The sequence below is a fragment of the Actinomyces sp. genome (genome assembly GCF_030530635.1).
In the GTDB taxonomy this organism is placed as follows: domain Bacteria; phylum Actinomycetota; class Actinomycetes; order Actinomycetales; family Actinomycetaceae; genus Actinomyces.
Genome location: NZ_JAUMUL010000007.1, coordinates 61,152 through 78,695 on the forward strand (window position 1 = coordinate 61,152; position 17,544 = coordinate 78,695).

At 63.7% G+C, this 17,544-nt stretch carries 17 protein-coding genes; 15 read left to right on the forward strand and 2 right to left on the reverse strand.

Annotated elements, in window-relative coordinates; translation table 11 throughout:
- Window positions 1-24: 24 nt before the first annotated feature.
- On the forward strand, window positions 25-822 hold the full coding sequence (locus Q4A20_RS03385; RefSeq protein ID WP_303120325.1) for a polyprenol monophosphomannose synthase: 798 nt from the start codon (window positions 25-27) through the stop codon (window positions 820-822).
- Here Q4A20_RS03385 and Q4A20_RS03390 read toward each other — a convergent pair.
- Complete coding sequence (locus Q4A20_RS03390) at window positions 804-1,157, reverse strand: RNA polymerase-binding protein RbpA (RefSeq protein WP_303120327.1); 354 nt, start codon at window positions 1,155-1,157, stop codon at window positions 804-806. The genes Q4A20_RS03385 and Q4A20_RS03390 overlap by 19 nt on opposite strands.
- Window positions 1,158-1,303: 146 nt before the next feature.
- On the opposite strand from Q4A20_RS03390, the gene Q4A20_RS03395 reads away from it, so the two are divergent.
- The 3 genes from Q4A20_RS03395 (at window position 1,304) to Q4A20_RS03405 (ending at window position 6,262) form a co-directional block, all read left to right on the forward strand.
- Window positions 1,304-2,428, forward strand: coding sequence for a 6-phosphofructokinase (locus Q4A20_RS03395; protein ID WP_303120330.1), 1,125 nt, complete (start codon window positions 1,304-1,306; stop codon window positions 2,426-2,428).
- 148 nt (window positions 2,429-2,576) lie between these two features.
- Window positions 2,577-4,136 carry an ABC transporter ATP-binding protein gene (locus Q4A20_RS03400; protein ID WP_303120333.1) on the forward strand — a complete coding sequence of 520 codons (1,560 nt, stop codon included), beginning with the start codon at window positions 2,577-2,579 and terminating at the stop codon, window positions 4,134-4,136.
- Window positions 4,073-6,262, forward strand: a complete 2,190-nt coding sequence (locus tag Q4A20_RS03405; RefSeq protein ID WP_368502422.1) for an ATP-binding cassette domain-containing protein — start codon at window positions 4,073-4,075, stop codon at window positions 6,260-6,262. The genes Q4A20_RS03400 and Q4A20_RS03405 overlap by 64 nt, the downstream gene beginning before the upstream one ends.
- Before the next feature lie 18 nt (window positions 6,263-6,280).
- On the opposite strand, the gene Q4A20_RS03410 is transcribed toward Q4A20_RS03405, so the two are convergent.
- On the reverse strand, window positions 6,281-6,643 hold the full coding sequence (locus Q4A20_RS03410) for a type II toxin-antitoxin system RelE/ParE family toxin (RefSeq protein ID WP_303120338.1): 363 nt from the start codon (window positions 6,641-6,643) through the stop codon (window positions 6,281-6,283).
- 76 nt (window positions 6,644-6,719) lie between these two features.
- Between Q4A20_RS03410 and Q4A20_RS03415 the strand changes: the two genes are divergently transcribed.
- The 11 genes from Q4A20_RS03415 to Q4A20_RS03465 all read left to right on the forward strand — a co-directional run bounded on the left by Q4A20_RS03415 (window position 6,720) and on the right by Q4A20_RS03465 (window position 17,398).
- Window positions 6,720-6,953 (forward strand): hypothetical protein, encoded by a 234-nt coding sequence (locus Q4A20_RS03415; RefSeq protein ID WP_303120341.1) that lies wholly within the window; start codon window positions 6,720-6,722, stop codon window positions 6,951-6,953.
- Window positions 6,950-7,399, forward strand: coding sequence for a PIN domain-containing protein (locus Q4A20_RS03420; RefSeq protein WP_303120344.1), 450 nt, complete (start codon window positions 6,950-6,952; stop codon window positions 7,397-7,399). Before Q4A20_RS03415 ends, Q4A20_RS03420 begins: the two co-directional genes overlap by 4 nt.
- An 89-nt stretch (window positions 7,400-7,488) precedes the next feature.
- Complete coding sequence (locus Q4A20_RS03425; protein WP_187271258.1) at window positions 7,489-7,683, forward strand: hypothetical protein; 195 nt, start codon at window positions 7,489-7,491, stop codon at window positions 7,681-7,683.
- A 31-nt stretch (window positions 7,684-7,714) separates the two neighbouring features.
- Window positions 7,715-8,749, forward strand: a complete 1,035-nt coding sequence (locus Q4A20_RS03430) for a LacI family DNA-binding transcriptional regulator (protein WP_303120349.1) — start codon at window positions 7,715-7,717, stop codon at window positions 8,747-8,749.
- Between the two features lie 111 nt (window positions 8,750-8,860).
- Window positions 8,861-10,192, forward strand: a complete 1,332-nt coding sequence (locus Q4A20_RS03435; protein WP_303120351.1) for an ABC transporter substrate-binding protein — start codon at window positions 8,861-8,863, stop codon at window positions 10,190-10,192.
- 4 nt (window positions 10,193-10,196) lie between these two features.
- Entirely contained in the window at window positions 10,197-11,150 is a 954-nt protein-coding gene (locus tag Q4A20_RS03440; protein ID WP_303120353.1) for a carbohydrate ABC transporter permease, read from the forward strand.
- On the forward strand, window positions 11,143-11,982 hold the full coding sequence (locus Q4A20_RS03445; protein WP_303120355.1) for a carbohydrate ABC transporter permease: 840 nt from the start codon (window positions 11,143-11,145) through the stop codon (window positions 11,980-11,982). Before Q4A20_RS03440 ends, Q4A20_RS03445 begins: the two co-directional genes overlap by 8 nt.
- Before the next feature lie 29 nt (window positions 11,983-12,011).
- A complete protein-coding gene (locus Q4A20_RS03450; protein WP_303120357.1) occupies window positions 12,012-13,934 on the forward strand; it encodes a cellulase family glycosylhydrolase in 1,923 nt (640 codons plus the stop codon).
- A gap of 277 nt (window positions 13,935-14,211) precedes the next feature.
- Window positions 14,212-15,342 carry an FtsX-like permease family protein gene (locus tag Q4A20_RS03455; protein ID WP_303120358.1) on the forward strand — a complete coding sequence of 377 codons (1,131 nt, stop codon included), beginning with the start codon at window positions 14,212-14,214 and terminating at the stop codon, window positions 15,340-15,342.
- Window positions 15,339-16,058: an ABC transporter ATP-binding protein gene (locus Q4A20_RS03460; protein ID WP_303120360.1), complete on the forward strand. Its 720-nt coding sequence runs from the start codon at window positions 15,339-15,341 to the stop codon at window positions 16,056-16,058. The genes Q4A20_RS03455 and Q4A20_RS03460 overlap by 4 nt, the downstream gene beginning before the upstream one ends.
- A 335-nt stretch (window positions 16,059-16,393) precedes the next feature.
- Complete coding sequence (locus Q4A20_RS03465) at window positions 16,394-17,398, forward strand: LacI family DNA-binding transcriptional regulator (RefSeq protein ID WP_303120362.1); 1,005 nt, start codon at window positions 16,394-16,396, stop codon at window positions 17,396-17,398.
- The last annotated feature ends 146 nt before the right edge of the window (window positions 17,399-17,544 follow it).

Below are 17,544 nucleotides of genomic sequence, written 5' to 3' on the forward strand. Positions count from 1 at the left end.
CGCACAACCGACAGGAGCAGGATCGTGAAGGCGCTGGTAATCATCCCCACCTACAACGAGATCGATACTCTCGCCGGGGCATTGGACGGGGTGCGCCGCGCGGCGCCGGAGGCCCACATCCTGGTGGTGGACGACAACTCACCGGACGGAACCGGGGCCCTGGCCGACGCCCGCGCCCGAGCCGACGCCCACATCCGCGTGCTGCACCGCACCGAGAAGAACGGACTGGGGCCCGCCTACCTGGCAGGATTCACCTGGGCGTTGGCCGCCGGTTATGAACTGATCTGTGAGATGGATGCGGACGGCTCGCACCGTCCCGAAGACCTGGCACTGCTAATTCAACGCGCCGAGATGGCCGACGCACCCGACCTGGTCATCGGTTCCCGCTGGGTATCCGGAGGTGCGACCGTCGGCTGGGACAGTAGGCGGGTCGCGCTGTCACGTGGCGGCAACCTGTACATCAATGCCCTGCTGGGGCTGCGCGTCAGGGACGCCACGGCCGGTTTCCGGGTGTACCGGGACACGATGTTGCGGAGCGTCGACTTGGGTGAGGTGGAGGCCCTCGGCTACGGCTTCCAGGTGAATATGACCAAACTGGTGGCCGAGGCCGGCGGTCGTATCGTCGAGATGCCCATCACCTTCCACGAACGTGAGGCCGGGAAGTCGAAGCTGTCCGGGGGAATCTTCTCCGAGGAGCTGGCACTGGTCACCAAATGGGGGCTGGCCAGGCGCAGCACGCAACTGGCGGGCCTGGCCGCCTCCGTCGGGAAGGCGGCCCAGGACGCCTACCGGCGCGTGCGCGCTCAGAAACGTTCGCGATAGATCTCGCCGGAGCGCAGCATCTCCAGCCGCTCATCCAATAGGACCTTCAGGTCCTCGATGTCGCGACGCTCGAGCAGCATGTCCCAGTGCGTGCGCGGAGCCTTCTTGGGCTCATCAGACTCGGGCTCGTCCTCACCGCGCAGTGCGGCCGCCTGACCGCACTCCGGGCACTCCCAGGCCTGCGGAACCTCCGCCTCCATGGACATGGGGACGGTGGTGACGTGACCAAGGGGGCACTCGTAGGTGATGTTCTGCCGTTCGGCGAACTCCACCCCCTCCTCGGACTCCATCGACTTCGCGCCGATCGTCATGCCTCGCAGTGCCCGATCCGCCATGCTTGTGCCTTCCTTTTCGATGGTGCTGGACTGCCGAGAGGATAACGCACGCCTGTGCCGACCCATTCCCGGAAGTCGCCCGCAACGGCGAATCCGGGACACCGGAGCAGGCCTGCGACGGGCAACGCTGCGGCATACTGGGCGCCATGGCAACCAAGCGCATCGGAATCCTGACTGCCGGCGGCGACGCGCCGGGACTCAACGCCGCGATCCGCGGCTTCGGCAAGGCGGCCGTCGCCGAGCACGGCTGGAAGCTGATCGGCTTCCGTGACGGCATGCGCGGCCTGGCGGAGAACCGGTACACCGAGCTGAATGCGAAGGCCCTTTCGGGCATCCTGACCACCGGCGGCACCATGCTGGGTACCAGCCGGGACAAGGTGCACCGCATGATGGTGGACGGCGAGGTCCGGGACATGATTCCGACCATCGTGGAGAACGTCGAGAAGGACAAACTCGACGCCCTGGTGTGCCTGGGTGGTGGCGGCACCGCCAAGAACGCCCGTCGGCTGATGGATGCGGGCATAAACGTGCTGCACCTGCCCAAGACGATCGACAACGACATCGTGCACACCGACTCCTCTTTCGGCTTCTCCACCGCCCTGGAGATCGCTACCGAGGCGGTGGACCGCCTGCACTCGACGGCGCACTCCCACCACCGCATCATCCTCACCGAGATCATGGGCCACCGAGCCGGCTGGCTGGCCCTTGGCGCCGGCGTGTGCGGAGGCGCAGACGTGATCCTGCTGCCGGAGGTGCCCTACTCGGTGGAGGCGATCGCAGAGAAGATCGAGCGGCGCCGCAAGCACGGTTCGACCTTCTCCGTCGTCGCCGTGGCGGAAGGAGCCCGCAGCGTCAAGGATGCCGAGGAACTGGCTCATGCGCAGGCGCTGGTCAAGGACGCGTCCAGCCCGGAGCTGAAGGCCCTGGCCAAGAAGGGCGTCAAGGCGTTGGAGGCCTCCCACCGTGCCAACACCTTCACGCTCGCCGAGCAACTGGAGGCCGCCACCGGCCTGGAGGCGCGCGTCTCCATCCTGGGCTACGTGCAGCGCGGCGGTACCCCGAATGCGGCCGACCGTCTGCTCGGCACTCGTCTGGGCGTGGCCGGGGCGAATGCGATCGCCGCCGGCAAGTACGGTGTCATGGTCGCCGATCGCGGGCACGACACGGCGCTGGTGCCGCTGAAGGAGGTCGCCGGCAAGGTCAAGTATGTGCCACGCGACCACGAGTGGATCAAGGCCGCCCGCGCCGTTGGCACAGCGCTGGGAGACTGATATGCGGACGCACCTTAGGACTAACCGGTTGTCGCCAAGGCACCTTCGCGGAGGTCCTCTCGCCAGTCCTGTTTTGTGACGCGACACCCAACTCAACACCCACCCTGCTATGGTTAGGACAACCTAACTATATGGAAGGTGGTATTCGATGTCGGTGGAACACCTCGCGGTCGCTGGAAGCGACGGCTATAACGCACCGCAGACTACATCTGAGGATGCGCAGCCACGCAGCACGGCCAACCCCGTCGGCATCGCAGTCGCACGGCAGGGCAGAGAGTTGGCCCTGAGCGCCGTGCTGGCTGTCGCCGGAGCCTTGGCCGGACTGGTGCCCTACATCATCGTGTTCCTTGTCGCCGATGAGCTATTTGTCATCAGATCCGGGCAACCACATCGAATCGTTACCTTCTCGATCTGGGCCGGGGTCGCGGTGGTCGCAAAGATTGTCCTCAGCGCCCTGGCCAACACGGTGTCACACACCGCCGCCTACCGTGTACTGGCCGATATACGGATCGCCCTGGCGGAGAAGCTCTCACGAATGCCCCTCGGACGGGTTCGGGCCTACAGCTCGGGCCACTTGAAGAAGGTGCTCCAGGACGACGTCGAACAGCTCGAACTCGGACTGTCTCACGCAATCCCCGACTTGGCCGCAGCCATTGCAGTACCACTGGCCAGTGTGGTGGCAATGACCTTCATGAACTGGCAGATGGCTCTGGCCTCACTGCTCATGGTCGTTCTGACTGTCGCGCTTGTCATCTGGGGGATTCGGCGCGGAGCGGGCGTGGCGGCCGAGGAGTCGCAGGCCAAGACCAAGCTGAATACCGCTGTCATCTCCTTCTTACGAGGCATGAAGGAGATTCGTGGCTTTCTACCGGGGCCAACCGGATTCGCTGCTACCGATGCGGTCATCTCCGAGACCGAACGCATCGAGAACACCAAGATGGAGCGGGGAATGTGGCAGGCGGTGGGATCTACCAAGCTGGTTGGCAGCGCGGTGCTGTTCTTACTGCCACTGGGGCTGTGGCTAGTGCACAGCGGCGCGCTGACATCGTCGTCGCTCATCTTCTTCCTGCTCGTGGGAACCGGATTCGCCCAGCCCCTACTGAACCTGACCATCAGTCTGGCCGTCTTGCAGTACCAGGTCGAAGCCGGGCTGAAGAACATCAACGAGATACTTCAGGAGCCGGACCTAGCCGGCCCTAGAACGCCGTTGGTGAACAACGGATACGGGATTGAGTTCCGCTCTGTGCGCTTCTCCTACGGATCACAGGGGCCCGAAGTACTGCACGGAATCGATCTGGCCGTGCCCGCGGGCGGTTCTCTTGCACTGGTCGGCCCCTCGGGAGGCGGGAAGTCGACGATCATGGGACTCCTGGCGCGTTTCCACGACCCAAGCGCAGGTCGTGTGTTGCTGGGAGGAGTGGATCTGCGCGACATGGATCCGGTCGCCCTCATGCAACAAGTCGCCTACGTCCAACAGGATGACTATCTGTTCACCGATACATTGCTCAACAACATCCGCATGGCCCGTCCCGATGCCACCGACGATGAGGTGTACGAGGCCGCCGAACGCGCCCGGGTTGCGGAGTTCGTGCCAGAACTCGCAGAAGGCTGGCAGACCGTCCTGCCTCCAGGCGGAGGAAACCTATCGGGGGGGGGCAGCGCCAGCGAATCTCGATTGCGCGAGCCATGCTCAAGGGCGCCGGGGTGATTCTGCTGGACGAGGCGACCGCCTTCCTCGACCCCGAAAGCGAACGGGGCGTAGAGGAGGCCTTGGCCGATCTGCGCAGGCACGCCACCGTGGTGACGATCGCGCACCGCCTGGGATCGGTAACGGACTACGACCAAATCGCCTATGTTAACCACGGTAAGATCATCGATGTAGGGGCGCATCCTGAACTGCTGAAGCGCTGCCGGGAGTACGCCGAGCTGTGGTCCGCCTATCAGCAGGCTCAGGGATGGCACCTGGCATCCAACAGCGATCTGAAGGCAGCAACGCCGAGGCGACAAGGCGGGGCCAACGCGAACCCGGTTGCCAACAGCCCTCGTAGCCACCATCTGCGGCGCGACACCCGCGGCGAAGTCGACACTCCCACGGTGACGGCCCGGGTACGAGGGTTGTCGAAGCTGGGAACAGTGAAGCAGTGGCTGTCGCTGCTGGGGGCGCATCGGCAAGATCTGTGGCGTCGGGGCATTTGGTGGATCATGCTGGACGGCGTTCTGGGGAGCGCACCTCTAGTCATCGTTCTACTGGCCCTGCTCGAGGTGCTCGGTACAGGTGTTAGCGCAGACTCTTGGTGGCGCTTCGGCTTGCCGCTACTCGCTATATTCGCGGCGCGCTGGCTCGTCGGGGTGGCGCTGTCCTCGACCTGGTGGAAGTCCGCCAATGCCGCCATCGCAGCTCTGCGTCGGGGAGTACTGACTCATTTGCGGCGGATTCCACTTGGGGAATACGCCCGACTCGACGTTGGCCGCAATGCCACACTCGTGAACTCTGATCTTCCCCTGGTCGACTTCACGAATCTTCCCGCAAAGGTAATGCAGGGAGTGATCCAGCCCCTATTGGCTGGTGCTGTGCTGATGATCCTCGATTGGCAGCTCGCGTTCGCTGCCCTGTCCGGTCTGCCGATATTCCTGCTGTTGCTGCGTCTGTCGGACCGCGCACAACGAACGGTGCTCGGAGAGGTGACCCGGGAGCGTTCTCAGGCAACCAGCGACCTGCTAGAGCTGGTCCACGGAACCGCGGTCCTGCGCGCCAACCCCGATGCGCCGCAGGTGAGTCGTTACCATGCGGCGGTAGAACGCCTGCGCCGGGCCAGTGTGGCCATGGCAGTGCGGACCAGTCCGCTCAGTTCGCTGGCCTCGGTGGCGTTGGAACTCGGCTTCGGGGTTCTTGTGCTGCTCGTGAGCGTGCGGACGACCAACCAAACCCTGTCTCAGGACGTAGCGATTCTGCTGCTGGTCGCGTCTTTGAACCTGTATCGGCCGTACCAGGAGCTCATGGACCTGTCCAGCTACCGGCATCTGCAATCCCATATCGTCACGCGCCTGGCGGAGATCTGGGATGTGGATCCCATGCCCGACACTCCCTCTGGCACAGCCGCGAACGCTGCGGTGGAGATGCACGACGTCGGATTCAGTTACGAACCGGACCGCCCGATTCTGGTGAACGTGTCCTTCTTGGCGCAACCGGGCGAGATCACCGCACTCGTGGGACCATCGGGAGCCGGCAAGTCCACGGTAACCAACCTCATTGCGCGCTTCTGGGATGTCGACTCTGGCAGCGTAACGATCGGGCGCTGCGATGTCCGTGAACTCGGTCAGGAGGAACTTTCAGACCTGGTAACCACCGTGTACCAGGATGTGTATCTGTTCCCCTCGACAGTACGGGAGAATCTGTCCATGGGAACCGACGTCGACGACGCTCGTCTCGAAGAGGCTCTGCGTGCCGCGCAGGCGTGGGACTTCGTGGACAAACTGCCGGACGGCCTCGACAGCGAGCTCACGGAAGGCGGACTCAACTTGTCGGGCGGCCAGCGTCAGCGCCTGGCGATCGCGCGGGCGCTGGTCAAGGACGCCCCGATTCTCCTCCTTGACGAGGCGGTAGCGGCGGTTGATCCACAGACCGAGGTCAGGATTCAGGAGGCGCTTGGGAACCTGGTACAGGAGCGCACCGTAATCGTGGTCGCGCACCGGCTGAACACCGTTAAGCAAGTGGATCAGATCGTCGTATTGGACGATCACATCGTGGAAGCCGTAGGCACGCATACTGAGCTTCTAGCGTCGTCCCCCACTTATCACAGACTGTGGGAGGCGAACAAGGCAACATCCAGGTAAGTCACCCCACAGAACAGCTCATCGCAGCGACCGGTACACCTCACGTCGGTGCGCGACGCGTAAGACCGGCACCAGCAGCACATCATCGCTGACCTCGTAGACCACCCGGAAGTCGCCCGCCCTCACGCGCAGTTCGCCTTCTCCGCCAGCAAGTTTCTTGACGCCGGGTGTCCACGGGTCTTCTGAGACCCGCCCAATCAGGGCCGTTACTCGGCAATGGTCACCAACAGGGAGCTTGCGTATCTGCTTGGCCGCCGACGCGTGGGCTGGGGCCGGGAATTCGCCACCTGGGTGGGGGAGCAGAACCACTTCACAGCACCCTGGTGGACCGGATCGTCTCCGGCTACCCGGCCGCCGGCTCAGGGCGGCCGTAGCCGACATCTCTCTTGAGCGTGACGCATTCGATGTGACATCATTGCTGTCATATGGATAGTGTCACCGACTTGGGGAGACAACGTTGGCAACTTTGACAATTAGGAATCTTGACGACGGTACGCACGCCCGCCTGCGTCAACTCGCAGCGCAGCACAACCGCTCGGTTGAGGCCGAAGTCAGGCATGTGCTTGACGAAGCCGCAGCCCGCCCGACGAAGAACATCGCCCTGGCGCTGCGGGAGGCGGCGCTAGCCGTCGGCGGTCTCGATCTGGAACTTCCACCCAGGGAGAACGAGACGAGGGCAGTCGACCTGTGACCGTACTTCTCGACACCAATGTCGTATCCGAGGGCATGAAACCCGACTGCGATCCCGCGGTCTTGAGCTTTCTTGAGTCGGCGGGGCACGAGTTCTTCCTCTCAACCATTACCGTCTTCGAGTTGCTGAACGGGGTCAAGCAGTTGCCCGACGGACACAGACGCAAGCAGTTGGAACGCTCTATCGCGGCTGTACTCGAGAGCTACAGCTTCAACACACTCGCCATCGACTCATCCGTGAGCAGTGCAGCCGCAGAGGCATCGGCCGAGCGCCGCTCGCAGGGCCGCCCGGCGGATCTGGCCGACCTGCTGATCGCGGGAACTTGCCTGGCTAATGGGCTTACTCTCGCCACGCGGAACGTAAAGGACTTCACCGGCATCACCGGGCTGACCGTCGTCAACCCATTCGAACGGAGCGAGACACGTCTGCCGACGAACGGTCATTGACCGCAGCAGCCGACTCAGGATTGCCGGGGAGGAGATAGCACTGTTGCTCGGGTTGCCGCCACTAACCAGCGTCAACTATGATTGACTGCATGAAGACGCTGATCGGTGCTGACGACGACGCGCCGCTGAAGGAACTCGGGCGCATTGTGCGCGCCCGCAGAGAGTTGGACGCCGCCGAGGAGGTTGCCGTGCGTCGAGCACGCAACGCCGGCCACTCCTGGACCGCCATCGGTGCCGCGCTAGGCATAAGCAAACAGGCTGTGCATCGCCGGTACGGCAAGTGAACTCCGTGAATCTAGCGGGGGAGAGCGTCACATGAACGCGACGCCGACAATCGCGGATCTTGCACGCGCCCTCAACTTGTCGATCTCATCAGTCTCGTATGCGCTCAACGGGCACAAGGGAGTAAGTGAGGCCACTAGAAGACGCGTGATCGAATACGCCTCACGAGTAGGGTACCGCGCGAACTCCTCCGCTCGAGCCCTCTCCAGCGCTCGCACCAGCAGCATCGGCATCGTCATCCGGGACGACTACGCCGTCATCCGGACCGAGCCCTACTATCTGCGTTTTCTAGCGGGTGTAGCTGCGACCCTGGAAGGCACAGAAGTTGAGTTGATCGTCAAGCTCACGGAGGCCGGTCTGGGCGACGAACTCGCGATCTATCGCCGCTGGGCGGCCGAGAGCCGCGTAGATGGCGTCATTCTGATTGACGAGACGGTGGACGATCCCCGCACAGACCTGGTGCAGTCCCTGGGCCTGCCCGCGGTACTCCACGGCACCAGTCCGCCCAGGAACACCGAGCTACCCGGCATCCTCATTGATGACGCCCTCGACTCCGCCACGCTCGTGGAGCATCTGGCGCAACAGGGAGCGCGTCGAGTGCTGCACGTGGCGGGACCTATGCGCCACCGCCATGAAATCCGTCGCTTGCAGACCGTTGCCGCTGAATGCTCTGCGCGCAGCCTCGACTACGGTTCACTCACCGGCTCATACGCACTCTCGCACGGTCAGCACGCCGCGGACGTACTCGCTGCACAGACCGCCACGGAGCGCCCCGATGCGATCATCGCCGCCAACGACCTGGTGGCCGTCGCGGCGTGCCGCCGGTTGACCGAGCTGGGCATCGCAGTTCCCGACGACTGTCGCGTCGTGGCCTGGGACAACTCCGTGCTGTGTGAAATCGCCGAGCCCCCGATCAGTGCCCTGGATCGTCATCCCGAACGCTGCGGCAGCAGGGCGGCGCAAATGCTGCTCGAGTGCCTTCACGGTGCAGATGCGGCGGCGCCCGAGGTGGCCGAGCCGAGCGAGCTCATCGTAAGGCGGTCCTCAGTGCCGACTGGTGACGCCTGAATCCTCAAGGCGCCCACCCTTGACACCTACCCGCACTGGTTCTACTCTGTTACCGAAGCGCTTCGGTAGTACGCCTGGGTACGCCGACGCACGGTTTCAAGGAGGAAACCCATGTCCTTTTCACTGACTCGACGTCGCTTCATCGGCGTCTCCGGACTGGCCGCCGCGCTGGCAGCCGTAACCCCTACCACCGCATGCAGCAACTCGGACGGCTCCGCGGGGGAGGGGAGCGGAGCGATCACCTACTGGGCCTCGAACCAGGGGGCGAGCGTCGACGACGACAATGCGACCCTGACCCCGCTGCTCGAAGCATTCACGGCTAAGACCGGCATCCAGGTCAATTTGGAGGTGATCGGTTGGAATGACCTTCAGACGCGTATCCAAACCGCGGTGACCTCTGGAGACGCACCGGATGTCGTGAACATCGGCAACACCTGGGCGGTCTCTCTGCAGGCCACCGGAGCATTCCTCGAGTTCGACGATGCCGCCATGGAGGCGGTAGGCGGTGCCGACAAGTTCGTGGAGACGGCGCTGGCCACCTGCGGCGCCGAGGGAACCACGCCCACCTCACTTCCGCTGTACGGGCTCGCCTACGGTCTGTACTACAACCGCAAGATGTTCACCGACGCGGGCCTGGAGCCGCCGAACACATGGGAGGAGATGGTTGCTGCGGCCAAGCGGCTGACCAACCCGGACAACGGCATCTACGGCATGGCAATCGCCGCGGGCAGCTACACCGAGAACGCCCACTACGCCTTCATTAACGCCGCACAGGAGGGAGAGGAGCTGTTCGACTCCGATGGCAACCCGACCTTCACCGGAGACGGCGTGGTCAGGGGCATCCTCAGGTACCTCGACCTCATGCAGACCGATGCGGTGGTCAATACCTCCAACGCCCAATACGACAACGGCTCCGACTCAGTAGCGGACTTCGCCAATGGCAAGGCCGCCATGATAATCAACCAGAACAATGCGGACACCACGATCGTCGCCAACGGGATGACCACCGACCAGTTCGGCGTGGTTCCCTATCCCGCACCCGCCAACGCGCCGGATGACACCGCCAGTCATGTGGCCGGCATCAACATCGCCGTATTCGCCAACACCGGCAACCGGGACGGCGCCCTCCAGCTGGTCAAGTACCTTACTGAGGCCCAGCAGCAGGCGACGCTGGGAGAACAGTTCAAGACGCTACCGGTGCTCAAGGATGAGGTCCCGACCTTCACCGATGATGACGCCGAGGCTGCCGTCTTCATGGACGTGTACGAGAACCGGGCGAAGCCGTTGCCGCTAGTACCAGCCGAGGACCAGTTCGAGTCCTCCGTCGGGCAGGCGATGAACGACATGTTCGCGTCCGTCGCCACCGGTACGGTACTGACCGCCGACGACGTGCGCAAAGCGCTCCAGAGCGCTCAGGACACCGTCTCCGCCGCCATCGGCTGATCCCATGACCGCGCGCGCTCCCGCCTTTGGCCGTTCCAGACGTCCCGCCGGCAGGCGACGACAGCAGGGATGGTGGCTCCCCTACCTGATCATCCTGCCCGCGGTAGTTTTCGAGTTGCTCATCCACATCATTCCGATGCTCACCGGCATCTGGATGAGCTTCAAACAGTTGACCAAGTTCTTCATAGCGAATTGGTCTGCAGCGCCTGCCGCGGGTCTGGAAAACTATCGCAAGGTGCTCGACATGTCGAGCACCGTCGGCACCGGGTTCCGCAACTCGCTGCTCATCACCTGCGCGTTCACGATTCTGGTCGTCGCCGTATCCTGGGGACTGGGCATGTTTGCGGCAGTGGTGCTGCAACGCCCCTTCCGCGGCCGAGCGGTGATACGCACACTCTTCCTGGTGCCATACGCCCTGCCGATGTATGCCGGGATCATCGCCTGGAAGTTCATGTTCCAGAAGGACAATGGGGCGATCAACCATATTTTACAAAGTCTGGGGATACTGGACGACGGCGCCTTCTGGTTGATCGGTGGCAACGCATTCTTCGCCATCGTGATCGTCGCCATATGGCGCTGGTGGCCCTTCGCCTTCCTGATGTTGATGGCAGGACTGCAGTCGATACCCGAGGACGTCTATGAGGCGGCGGCCCTTGACGGCGCGAGACCGCTGCGACAGTGGTGGTCGATCACGCTCCCCATGTTGCGCCCGGTCAATCTCGTGCTGTTGCTGAACATGTTTCTGTGGACCTTCAACGACTTCAACACCCCGTACGTCCTCTACGGAACCGCCAACCCGCCCGCGGGCGATCTGATCTCCTTCCACATCTACAACGCCTCATTCCTCACGTGGAACTTCGGGGCCGGATCCGCAATGTCGACCCTGCTGCTGATGCTGCTGCTGGCACTGTCGTGCATATACATAATCTACCTCAATCGGAGGTCCGAGAATGCGTGAGAGTACCGGATTCAAGGTGGTGCGCATACTCGTCATCGCCGTGCTCGCGGCATTCGTCGCACTGCCCCTGTACATCATGATCAGCTCTTCACTCAAGCCGCTGCAAGACGTCCAGGGCGACTTCACCTGGTGGCCCACCCACCTGACGATCTCTCCTTTCCTGGACATGTGGAAGACGGTACCCCTGGGACGTTACTTCGCGAACTCCATCATTGTCTCCACAGTCGCCACGGTATTCAGCCTGATCATAGCCATCTTCGCCTCATACGCCGTGTCCCGATATAGTTTCCATGGACACAGCGCATTCACCACGGCTATCCTGTCCACGCAGATGTTTCCGGGCGTCCTATTCCTGCTGCCGCTGTTCATGATTTTTTCCAACATCAACACCGCGATCGGAGTGCAACTCGTCGGTACACGGGGCGGCCTCGTCCTGACTTACCTGACATTCTCGCTACCCTTCTCGATCTGGATGCTCTCCGGGTACTTCAACGGGATTCCCCGCGAGCTCGACGACGCGGCCAAAGTGGACGGGTGCGGCCCGCTCACCGCCCTGTTACGCGTGGTGCTTCCTGCGGCACGGCCGGGAGTCGTGGCGGTGGCCATCTACTCGTTCATGACTTCATGGGGAGAGGTTCTCTTCGCCTCGGTGATGACCACAGACGCCAATCGCACACTCGCCGTCGGACTGAGGCTGTACTCCACGCAGACTGCTGTCTACTGGAACCAGATCATGGCGGCGTCCTTGGCGGTGTCGGTACCGGTAGTGATCGCGTTCCTCGTCCTACAGCGCAGCTTCGTCGCAGGCCTGACCGCGGGTGCAGTGAAGTAGCCCGCGGTCCAACAGTGAAAGGAGATCCGATGCCGTCCCGTCCGATGCCGACTCTGTCGCACGGCACAGATACCCGACCCTGGCTGGGCGCGAACTTCTGGTCCCGTGAAGGCGGACCCCGCATGTGGTCGCGCTACGATCCGAGCGTAGTGCGAAAGGAACTAAAGGTGCTCCACCGGCACGGGCTGAATCTGACTCGTTCATTCTTCTACTGGCCCGACTTCATGCCTGAACCGGACACGATTGATGAGCGGGCCTGCGCCAACTATGCGGACTTCCTCAACGCCCACACCGAGCTGGACATGCGCACCATCCCCACGTTCCTCGTCGGGCATATGTCGGGGGAGAACTGGGACCCGGCGTGGCGGCAGGGCCGGGACATTTACTCCGATGTGTGGATGGTTGCTCGCCAGGCATGGTACGTGCGGCAACTGACGCAGCGCTTCCACAGCCACCCCGCGGTAGCCGGATGGCTGATCTCCAACGAGATCCCCATCTACGGAGGTGAGGGCGAGGAGCCGGTTATAACGTCCTGGGCGCAGCTGATGGTCGACGCCGTGCGGGCCGGGGGAGGGGACCAGCCCGTCAGTCTTGGAGACGGACTATGGGGGGTGGAGACCACCGGGCACGACTCCGGCTTCTCGTCTATCGCCTACGGTCCGCTCGTTGACTTCGTCGGGCCTCACGTCTACCGCATGGAGCACGACCGGGTTCGACAGCACCTCAAGGCGGCCTTCATCTGCGAGCTGGGCGGCATTGCGAACAAGCCCGTGATCATGGAGGAGTTCGGCCTGTCCTCGGACTTCGTGTCCGCGCAGGCCAGCGCCTCGTACTACCGACAGCTGCTGCACTCCACGCTGACCGCTGGCGCATCGGGGTGGATCGCCTGGAACAACACCGATTATGACAATCTTTGTAACGAGCGGCCCTACAGCCACCATCCCTTCGAACAGCACTTCGGCATCACGGACTGCGAGGGCAGGCCCAAGCCGCCTTTGCAGGAGCTGGAGAGCTTCAGCGCAGAACTGGCTGAACTTGAACTGGGCACAGCACATCGGGCCGACACCGAGACCGCAATCGTCATCCCTTCCTACTTGACCGCCCGATACCCGTTTACGACCGAGGTCGAACGTCGCCTCATAGTTGACGTCTCGGAACAGGCATATGTCGCGGCTCGGGAGGCGGACCTGGCTCCGGGGCTGGTGCACGAGCCCGAGGACGGCCGCAACGGCGCCATCCCCGGCGGTTACAAGCTTTACTTGCTGCCCTCGGTCAAGCAGCTCACGGCGCCGTCGTGGCGGAGGCTCGAGACACTGGCCGACGCCGGCACGACGGTCTACGTCTCATACTGTGCCGGGGAGGCAGGCAGCCAACGCGGGCCCTGGTGGAACCGGTTCGTGCAGCTATTCGGCGTGTCACCTCAGCTCACATACGGTCTGAACGATCCCGTCACCGACGACCTCGTTGAATTCACCTTCACCACAGATCTCGGTCCGCTTCACGCCGGAACCACCCTGACCTTCAAGGCGTCAGGAAACGCCGAGGCACGGGCCTATCTGCCGGTAACCGTGGACGAGTCATTGGCGAGCGTTATAGCCCGGGACACGGCGGGCCGACCCGCGCTGGTAGAACGTCGTCATGGTCCGGGGCGCGTATTGCTGTGCACATACCCGATTGAGTACTTCGCGGCCAGGCTCGGGAACGTCAATCCGGAGGACACCTGGCGCCTGTACGACGCGCTCGCCGCAGTCGCCGACGTAAGCCGCCCGGCTCATGTGGCTGACCCGCGAGTAATGGTGGACACGCTGGTGTTGGGCGATGGCAGCGCGGCCGACGTCGTCATCTCGCAGCACGATGAGGCCGTCAACGTCTTGCTGGAGTATGCGGACGGCAGACGGCCACGCACAGTCGAACTGGCACCGCTCGGCACGCGAGTACTAAGACGCCGATAATGTACATTATGTCATTTCACGATTGGTTCCGTCTCGCCTCGTAACTTGTGCCGGTCTCGGCGGACCCTGGGTGACCAGCGCCGCTCGGCCCAGCTCCCGGGCTCACAGCCAGCTGTGACCAGACTCCGATGGTGCTCGGATGCCCCTCGCATGGAAACCCCTGCTGCTTGGGACAACGTGTTGTTCGGTTGGCCGAACGCCACCCGGTCCGACTGGACGGACACGCTTAGCGGCATCCGTCAGTGAAGACCGCCATGGAACTTCATAAGGAGTCTCAGTGTTTCTTGCTCTGCGTGAGATACAGCATGAGCCCGGTCGTTTCGCACTGGTCGTATCGGTGATCACGCTGATCACCTACCTCACCTTCTTCCTGGCATCGCTCGCCTCCGGCCTGGCCGGCTCCTACCGGGCCGTCGTGGACGGCTGGAACGCCGGCAGCGTCATGCTCACCGAGGCATCCAACGACAACCTCTCCGCCTCCCGGATGACCGACGCTCAGGTGGCATCCGCCACAGCCATTGCGAAGCACGCCAGCGCACGGGCGTCGTCTCTGATCACCGTTCCCGCCGCGGCGCAACTACCCGCTAGCACGGATCGAGACTCCCGTGAGAGGCGCATCGGCAGCGGGTCCAAGGTCGACGTCTTCGCCTTCGGCATCGACCTGGACGACCGGCTCTCCCCCGCCGTCGCGTCGGGCTCCGAGATCACTGATCCGACTCGCGAGGTCCTCGCCGACGAGAGCCTGCGCGCGGACGGGCTCGGAGTCGGAGACGCCGTCCGACTCCTGGGATCGGACCATGAGTGGATCGTCGTCGGCCTGACTCGGGACACCATGTTCCAGGGCACGCCCGTCCTCACCGTCGACGAGGCCGCCCTGAGGAAGCATGCCCCCGCTGCCGTCTCCCCCACGACCACCGCCCTAGTGTTGGATGCCGACATCACGACGGACTCCGAGGCGGCCGCAGCGGCACCAGCCGCCGGGCTGACGCTGCTGACGACTGAGGAACTGATCGAGACGCTGCCCGGATACTCCGCACAGGTTCTGACATTCAGTCTCATGATCGGTTCACTCATACTCGTGGCGTCACTGGTACTTGGGATCTTCCTCTATGTGCTCACCCTTCAGAAACGCCCAGTCCTGGGCATCCTGCGGGCACGGGGTGTCCCCACCGCCTACCTCATCCGTTCCGTAGGGGCGCAGACCGCGGTCCTGGCCGCAGCCGGAGTGCTGACGGGGCTGGTACTGACCCTGCTGACCTCACTCATCCTCCCAGACGCCGTACCTTTCCGCCCGTCACCGGGATTGAACGCCACTATTGCGCTCGCCTTCGTCCTGGTATCCGTGTTGGGCGGTCTGGCGTCGGTGCGTGTCATATCCCGCATTGACCCCGTGGAGGCGATCTCATGAAGGACCGCGTCGACCGGGGCGCACCGGCAGCGGTGGCGCTGAGGCTATCCGGAGTGTCCCGCGATTACCGCCAGGGCGCGGAGCTCGTGCACGCACTCAGAACCACGGACCTGGAGCTACGCGGTGGCGAGCTCGTAGGCATTCTGGGGCCGTCCGGCTCGGGCAAATCGACTCTGCTGACGGTTATGGGAGGCCTGCGAACACCCACCACGGGCACGGTGGAGATCGATGGAAAAGCGTTCTCCGCACTGCCGGAGAAGAAGCGGACACAGCTGCGTCACCGGTGCCTGGGGTTTGTGCTCCAAAACTCGGGGCTGGTCCCGTTCCTGACTCTGGCCGACCAGTTCACCCTGCATGACCGGGTACTTCGGCGCACCCCCGCAACCGGACGTCGTGACGAGCTGCTGGAGGCTCTGGGCATCGCCGAGCGTATGCAGGCATACCCGTCCCAGATGTCGGGCGGCGAGAAGCAGCGCGCCGCCATCGCCGTTGCCGTGTACCACGAGCCGCAGGTGATTCTGGCCGATGAACCCACGGCTGCGCTGGACTCCCGCCGAGCCCACGACGTGGCTCAGCTGCTCGCCCAACAGACGCATGAACTGGGTAGGGCTACGGTGATGGTCACCCACGATGAACGAATCCTGCCGGTCTGTGATCGGGTCATGGTCATGCACGACGGCGTGCTCAGCGAGCAAGTGCACCCGGAGTCGCCGTAGCGTTTCGTCGCTCAGCAGGCCGGCTGGGCTGCGGCAACGGATGCGACATATGCTTCTCCAGTGCGGACCGTCCGTTGGGAGGAGCGCTGCGCCCGCTCGCCATTGGCAGAGCGCATGACACGTGCCGGGTCTCCTCCCATGCGGACCTACCGCCTCCGCAACATGCTCTAGAATGTCATGACATAGCTGCGGCCACGCAGGCCATGGCCCGAGCGGATGCACGGAGTCGGTCCGTTCGTGAACAGGCTCGACTAGAATTTGTCCGACTACCTGACAAACAGGTCGGGCCGGTTCATACAGGTTCATGTAGTCCATGTCTCACAAAGGAGTTGCACTTGGCTGTACGCCGTGAACCCACGCTGGCCGACGTCGCCGAAGTCGCCGGCGTCTCCTTGACGACGGTCTCTCGTGTGCTCAACAACCGTGGCTACCTCAGTCAGGCCACCAAGGACCGCGTCGCCAGGGCGGTCGCTCAACTCAACTACCGGCCGAATCAGGTCGCTCGGGCGCTGCACGGCAAGTCAACAAACATAGTCGGCGTAATCGTGCCCACCGTGGCGCTGCCGTTCTTCGGCGAACTCGCCGAAGAGATCGAGAACGCCCTGGCCGAGCACAACTACCGGATGCTTGTGTGCAACTCAATGGGCCGGGCCGACCGGGAACGGGAGTACCTGGACCTGCTGGTCTCCCACCGCGTGGACGGGATCATCTCCGGTGCTCACAACGATGATCTCAAGGAGTACCAGACGGTCCGCATGCCGCTAGTCACCATCGATCGTGACCTGTCCCCCACCATCCCCAACGTCCGCTGCGCCAATGAAGCGGCCGCACGCGAGGCCACCCGCCTACTACTGGACCGGGGCGCCCGCCGTCCGGCACTGCTTACCTCGCGTACCGGCAGGCACAACCGCCGCGAGGCCGGATATCGGGCGGTGTTGGAACAGGCCGGTATTGAACCGATCATCTTCACCGTTGACTTCCATACCCCTGACGCCGAGCGGGCCCGGCTCATCGACACCCATCTCGACGCCGCAGCCGACCTGATCGACGCCGTCTTCGCGACCGACGACTTGTCCGCCGCCGCCGTGCTGGACTGGGCCGAACGCCGCGGTCGGCAGGTGCCACGAGACTTCAAAGTCATCGGATTCGACGGTACCTCCGCCGTACGCCGTGCCCTGCCCGGCCTGGCCACGGTCCGACAGCCCCTGGCGGACCTGGCCCGAACCGCCGTGGAGGTGCTGCTGACGCAGATACGGAACACGGCCGAAGGGCAGGAGGGCGAGCCCGTCGTCTCCCCCATCGAGCTTCCTGGTGCCCTTCTTCCGGGCACAACGACGTAGGCACTTCACTCTCGGCCACGCCCGTCGCATGAGGGTTGGCGGCGTGATCGTGGTGCTTCAGGGCGATGTGTCGTAGAGGGAGGTGCCGCGGGCCTAGCGGGTTCCGGGGCAACTCGGCGCCCTGTACACATCAGTGCAGCATTAAA

What these genes read in the sequence shown, in the direction of transcription:
- Q4A20_RS03440 (WP_303120353.1), top strand. Translation starts at nt 10,197, where the DNA reads ATGACCGCGCGCGCTCCCGCCTTTGGCCGTTCCAGACGTCCCGCCGGC.
- Q4A20_RS03430 (WP_303120349.1), top strand. Translation starts at nt 7,715, where the DNA reads ATGAACGCGACGCCGACAATCGCGGATCTTGCACGCGCCCTCAACTTG.
- Q4A20_RS03425 (WP_187271258.1), top strand. Translation starts at nt 7,489, where the DNA reads ATGAAGACGCTGATCGGTGCTGACGACGACGCGCCGCTGAAGGAACTC.
- Q4A20_RS03460 (WP_303120360.1), top strand. Translation starts at nt 15,339, where the DNA reads ATGAAGGACCGCGTCGACCGGGGCGCACCGGCAGCGGTGGCGCTGAGG.
- Q4A20_RS03400 (WP_303120333.1), top strand. Translation starts at nt 2,577, where the DNA reads ATGTCGGTGGAACACCTCGCGGTCGCTGGAAGCGACGGCTATAACGCA.
- Q4A20_RS03450 (WP_303120357.1), top strand. Translation starts at nt 12,012, where the DNA reads ATGCCGTCCCGTCCGATGCCGACTCTGTCGCACGGCACAGATACCCGA.
- Q4A20_RS03445 (WP_303120355.1), top strand. Translation starts at nt 11,143, where the DNA reads ATGCGTGAGAGTACCGGATTCAAGGTGGTGCGCATACTCGTCATCGCC.
- Q4A20_RS03390 (WP_303120327.1), bottom strand. Translation starts at nt 1,157, where the DNA reads ATGGCGGATCGGGCACTGCGAGGCATGACGATCGGCGCGAAGTCGATG.
- Q4A20_RS03435 (WP_303120351.1), top strand. Translation starts at nt 8,861, where the DNA reads ATGTCCTTTTCACTGACTCGACGTCGCTTCATCGGCGTCTCCGGACTG.
- Q4A20_RS03395 (WP_303120330.1), top strand. Translation starts at nt 1,304, where the DNA reads ATGGCAACCAAGCGCATCGGAATCCTGACTGCCGGCGGCGACGCGCCG.
- Q4A20_RS03410 (WP_303120338.1), bottom strand. Translation starts at nt 6,643, where the DNA reads ATGTCGGCTACGGCCGCCCTGAGCCGGCGGCCGGGTAGCCGGAGACGA.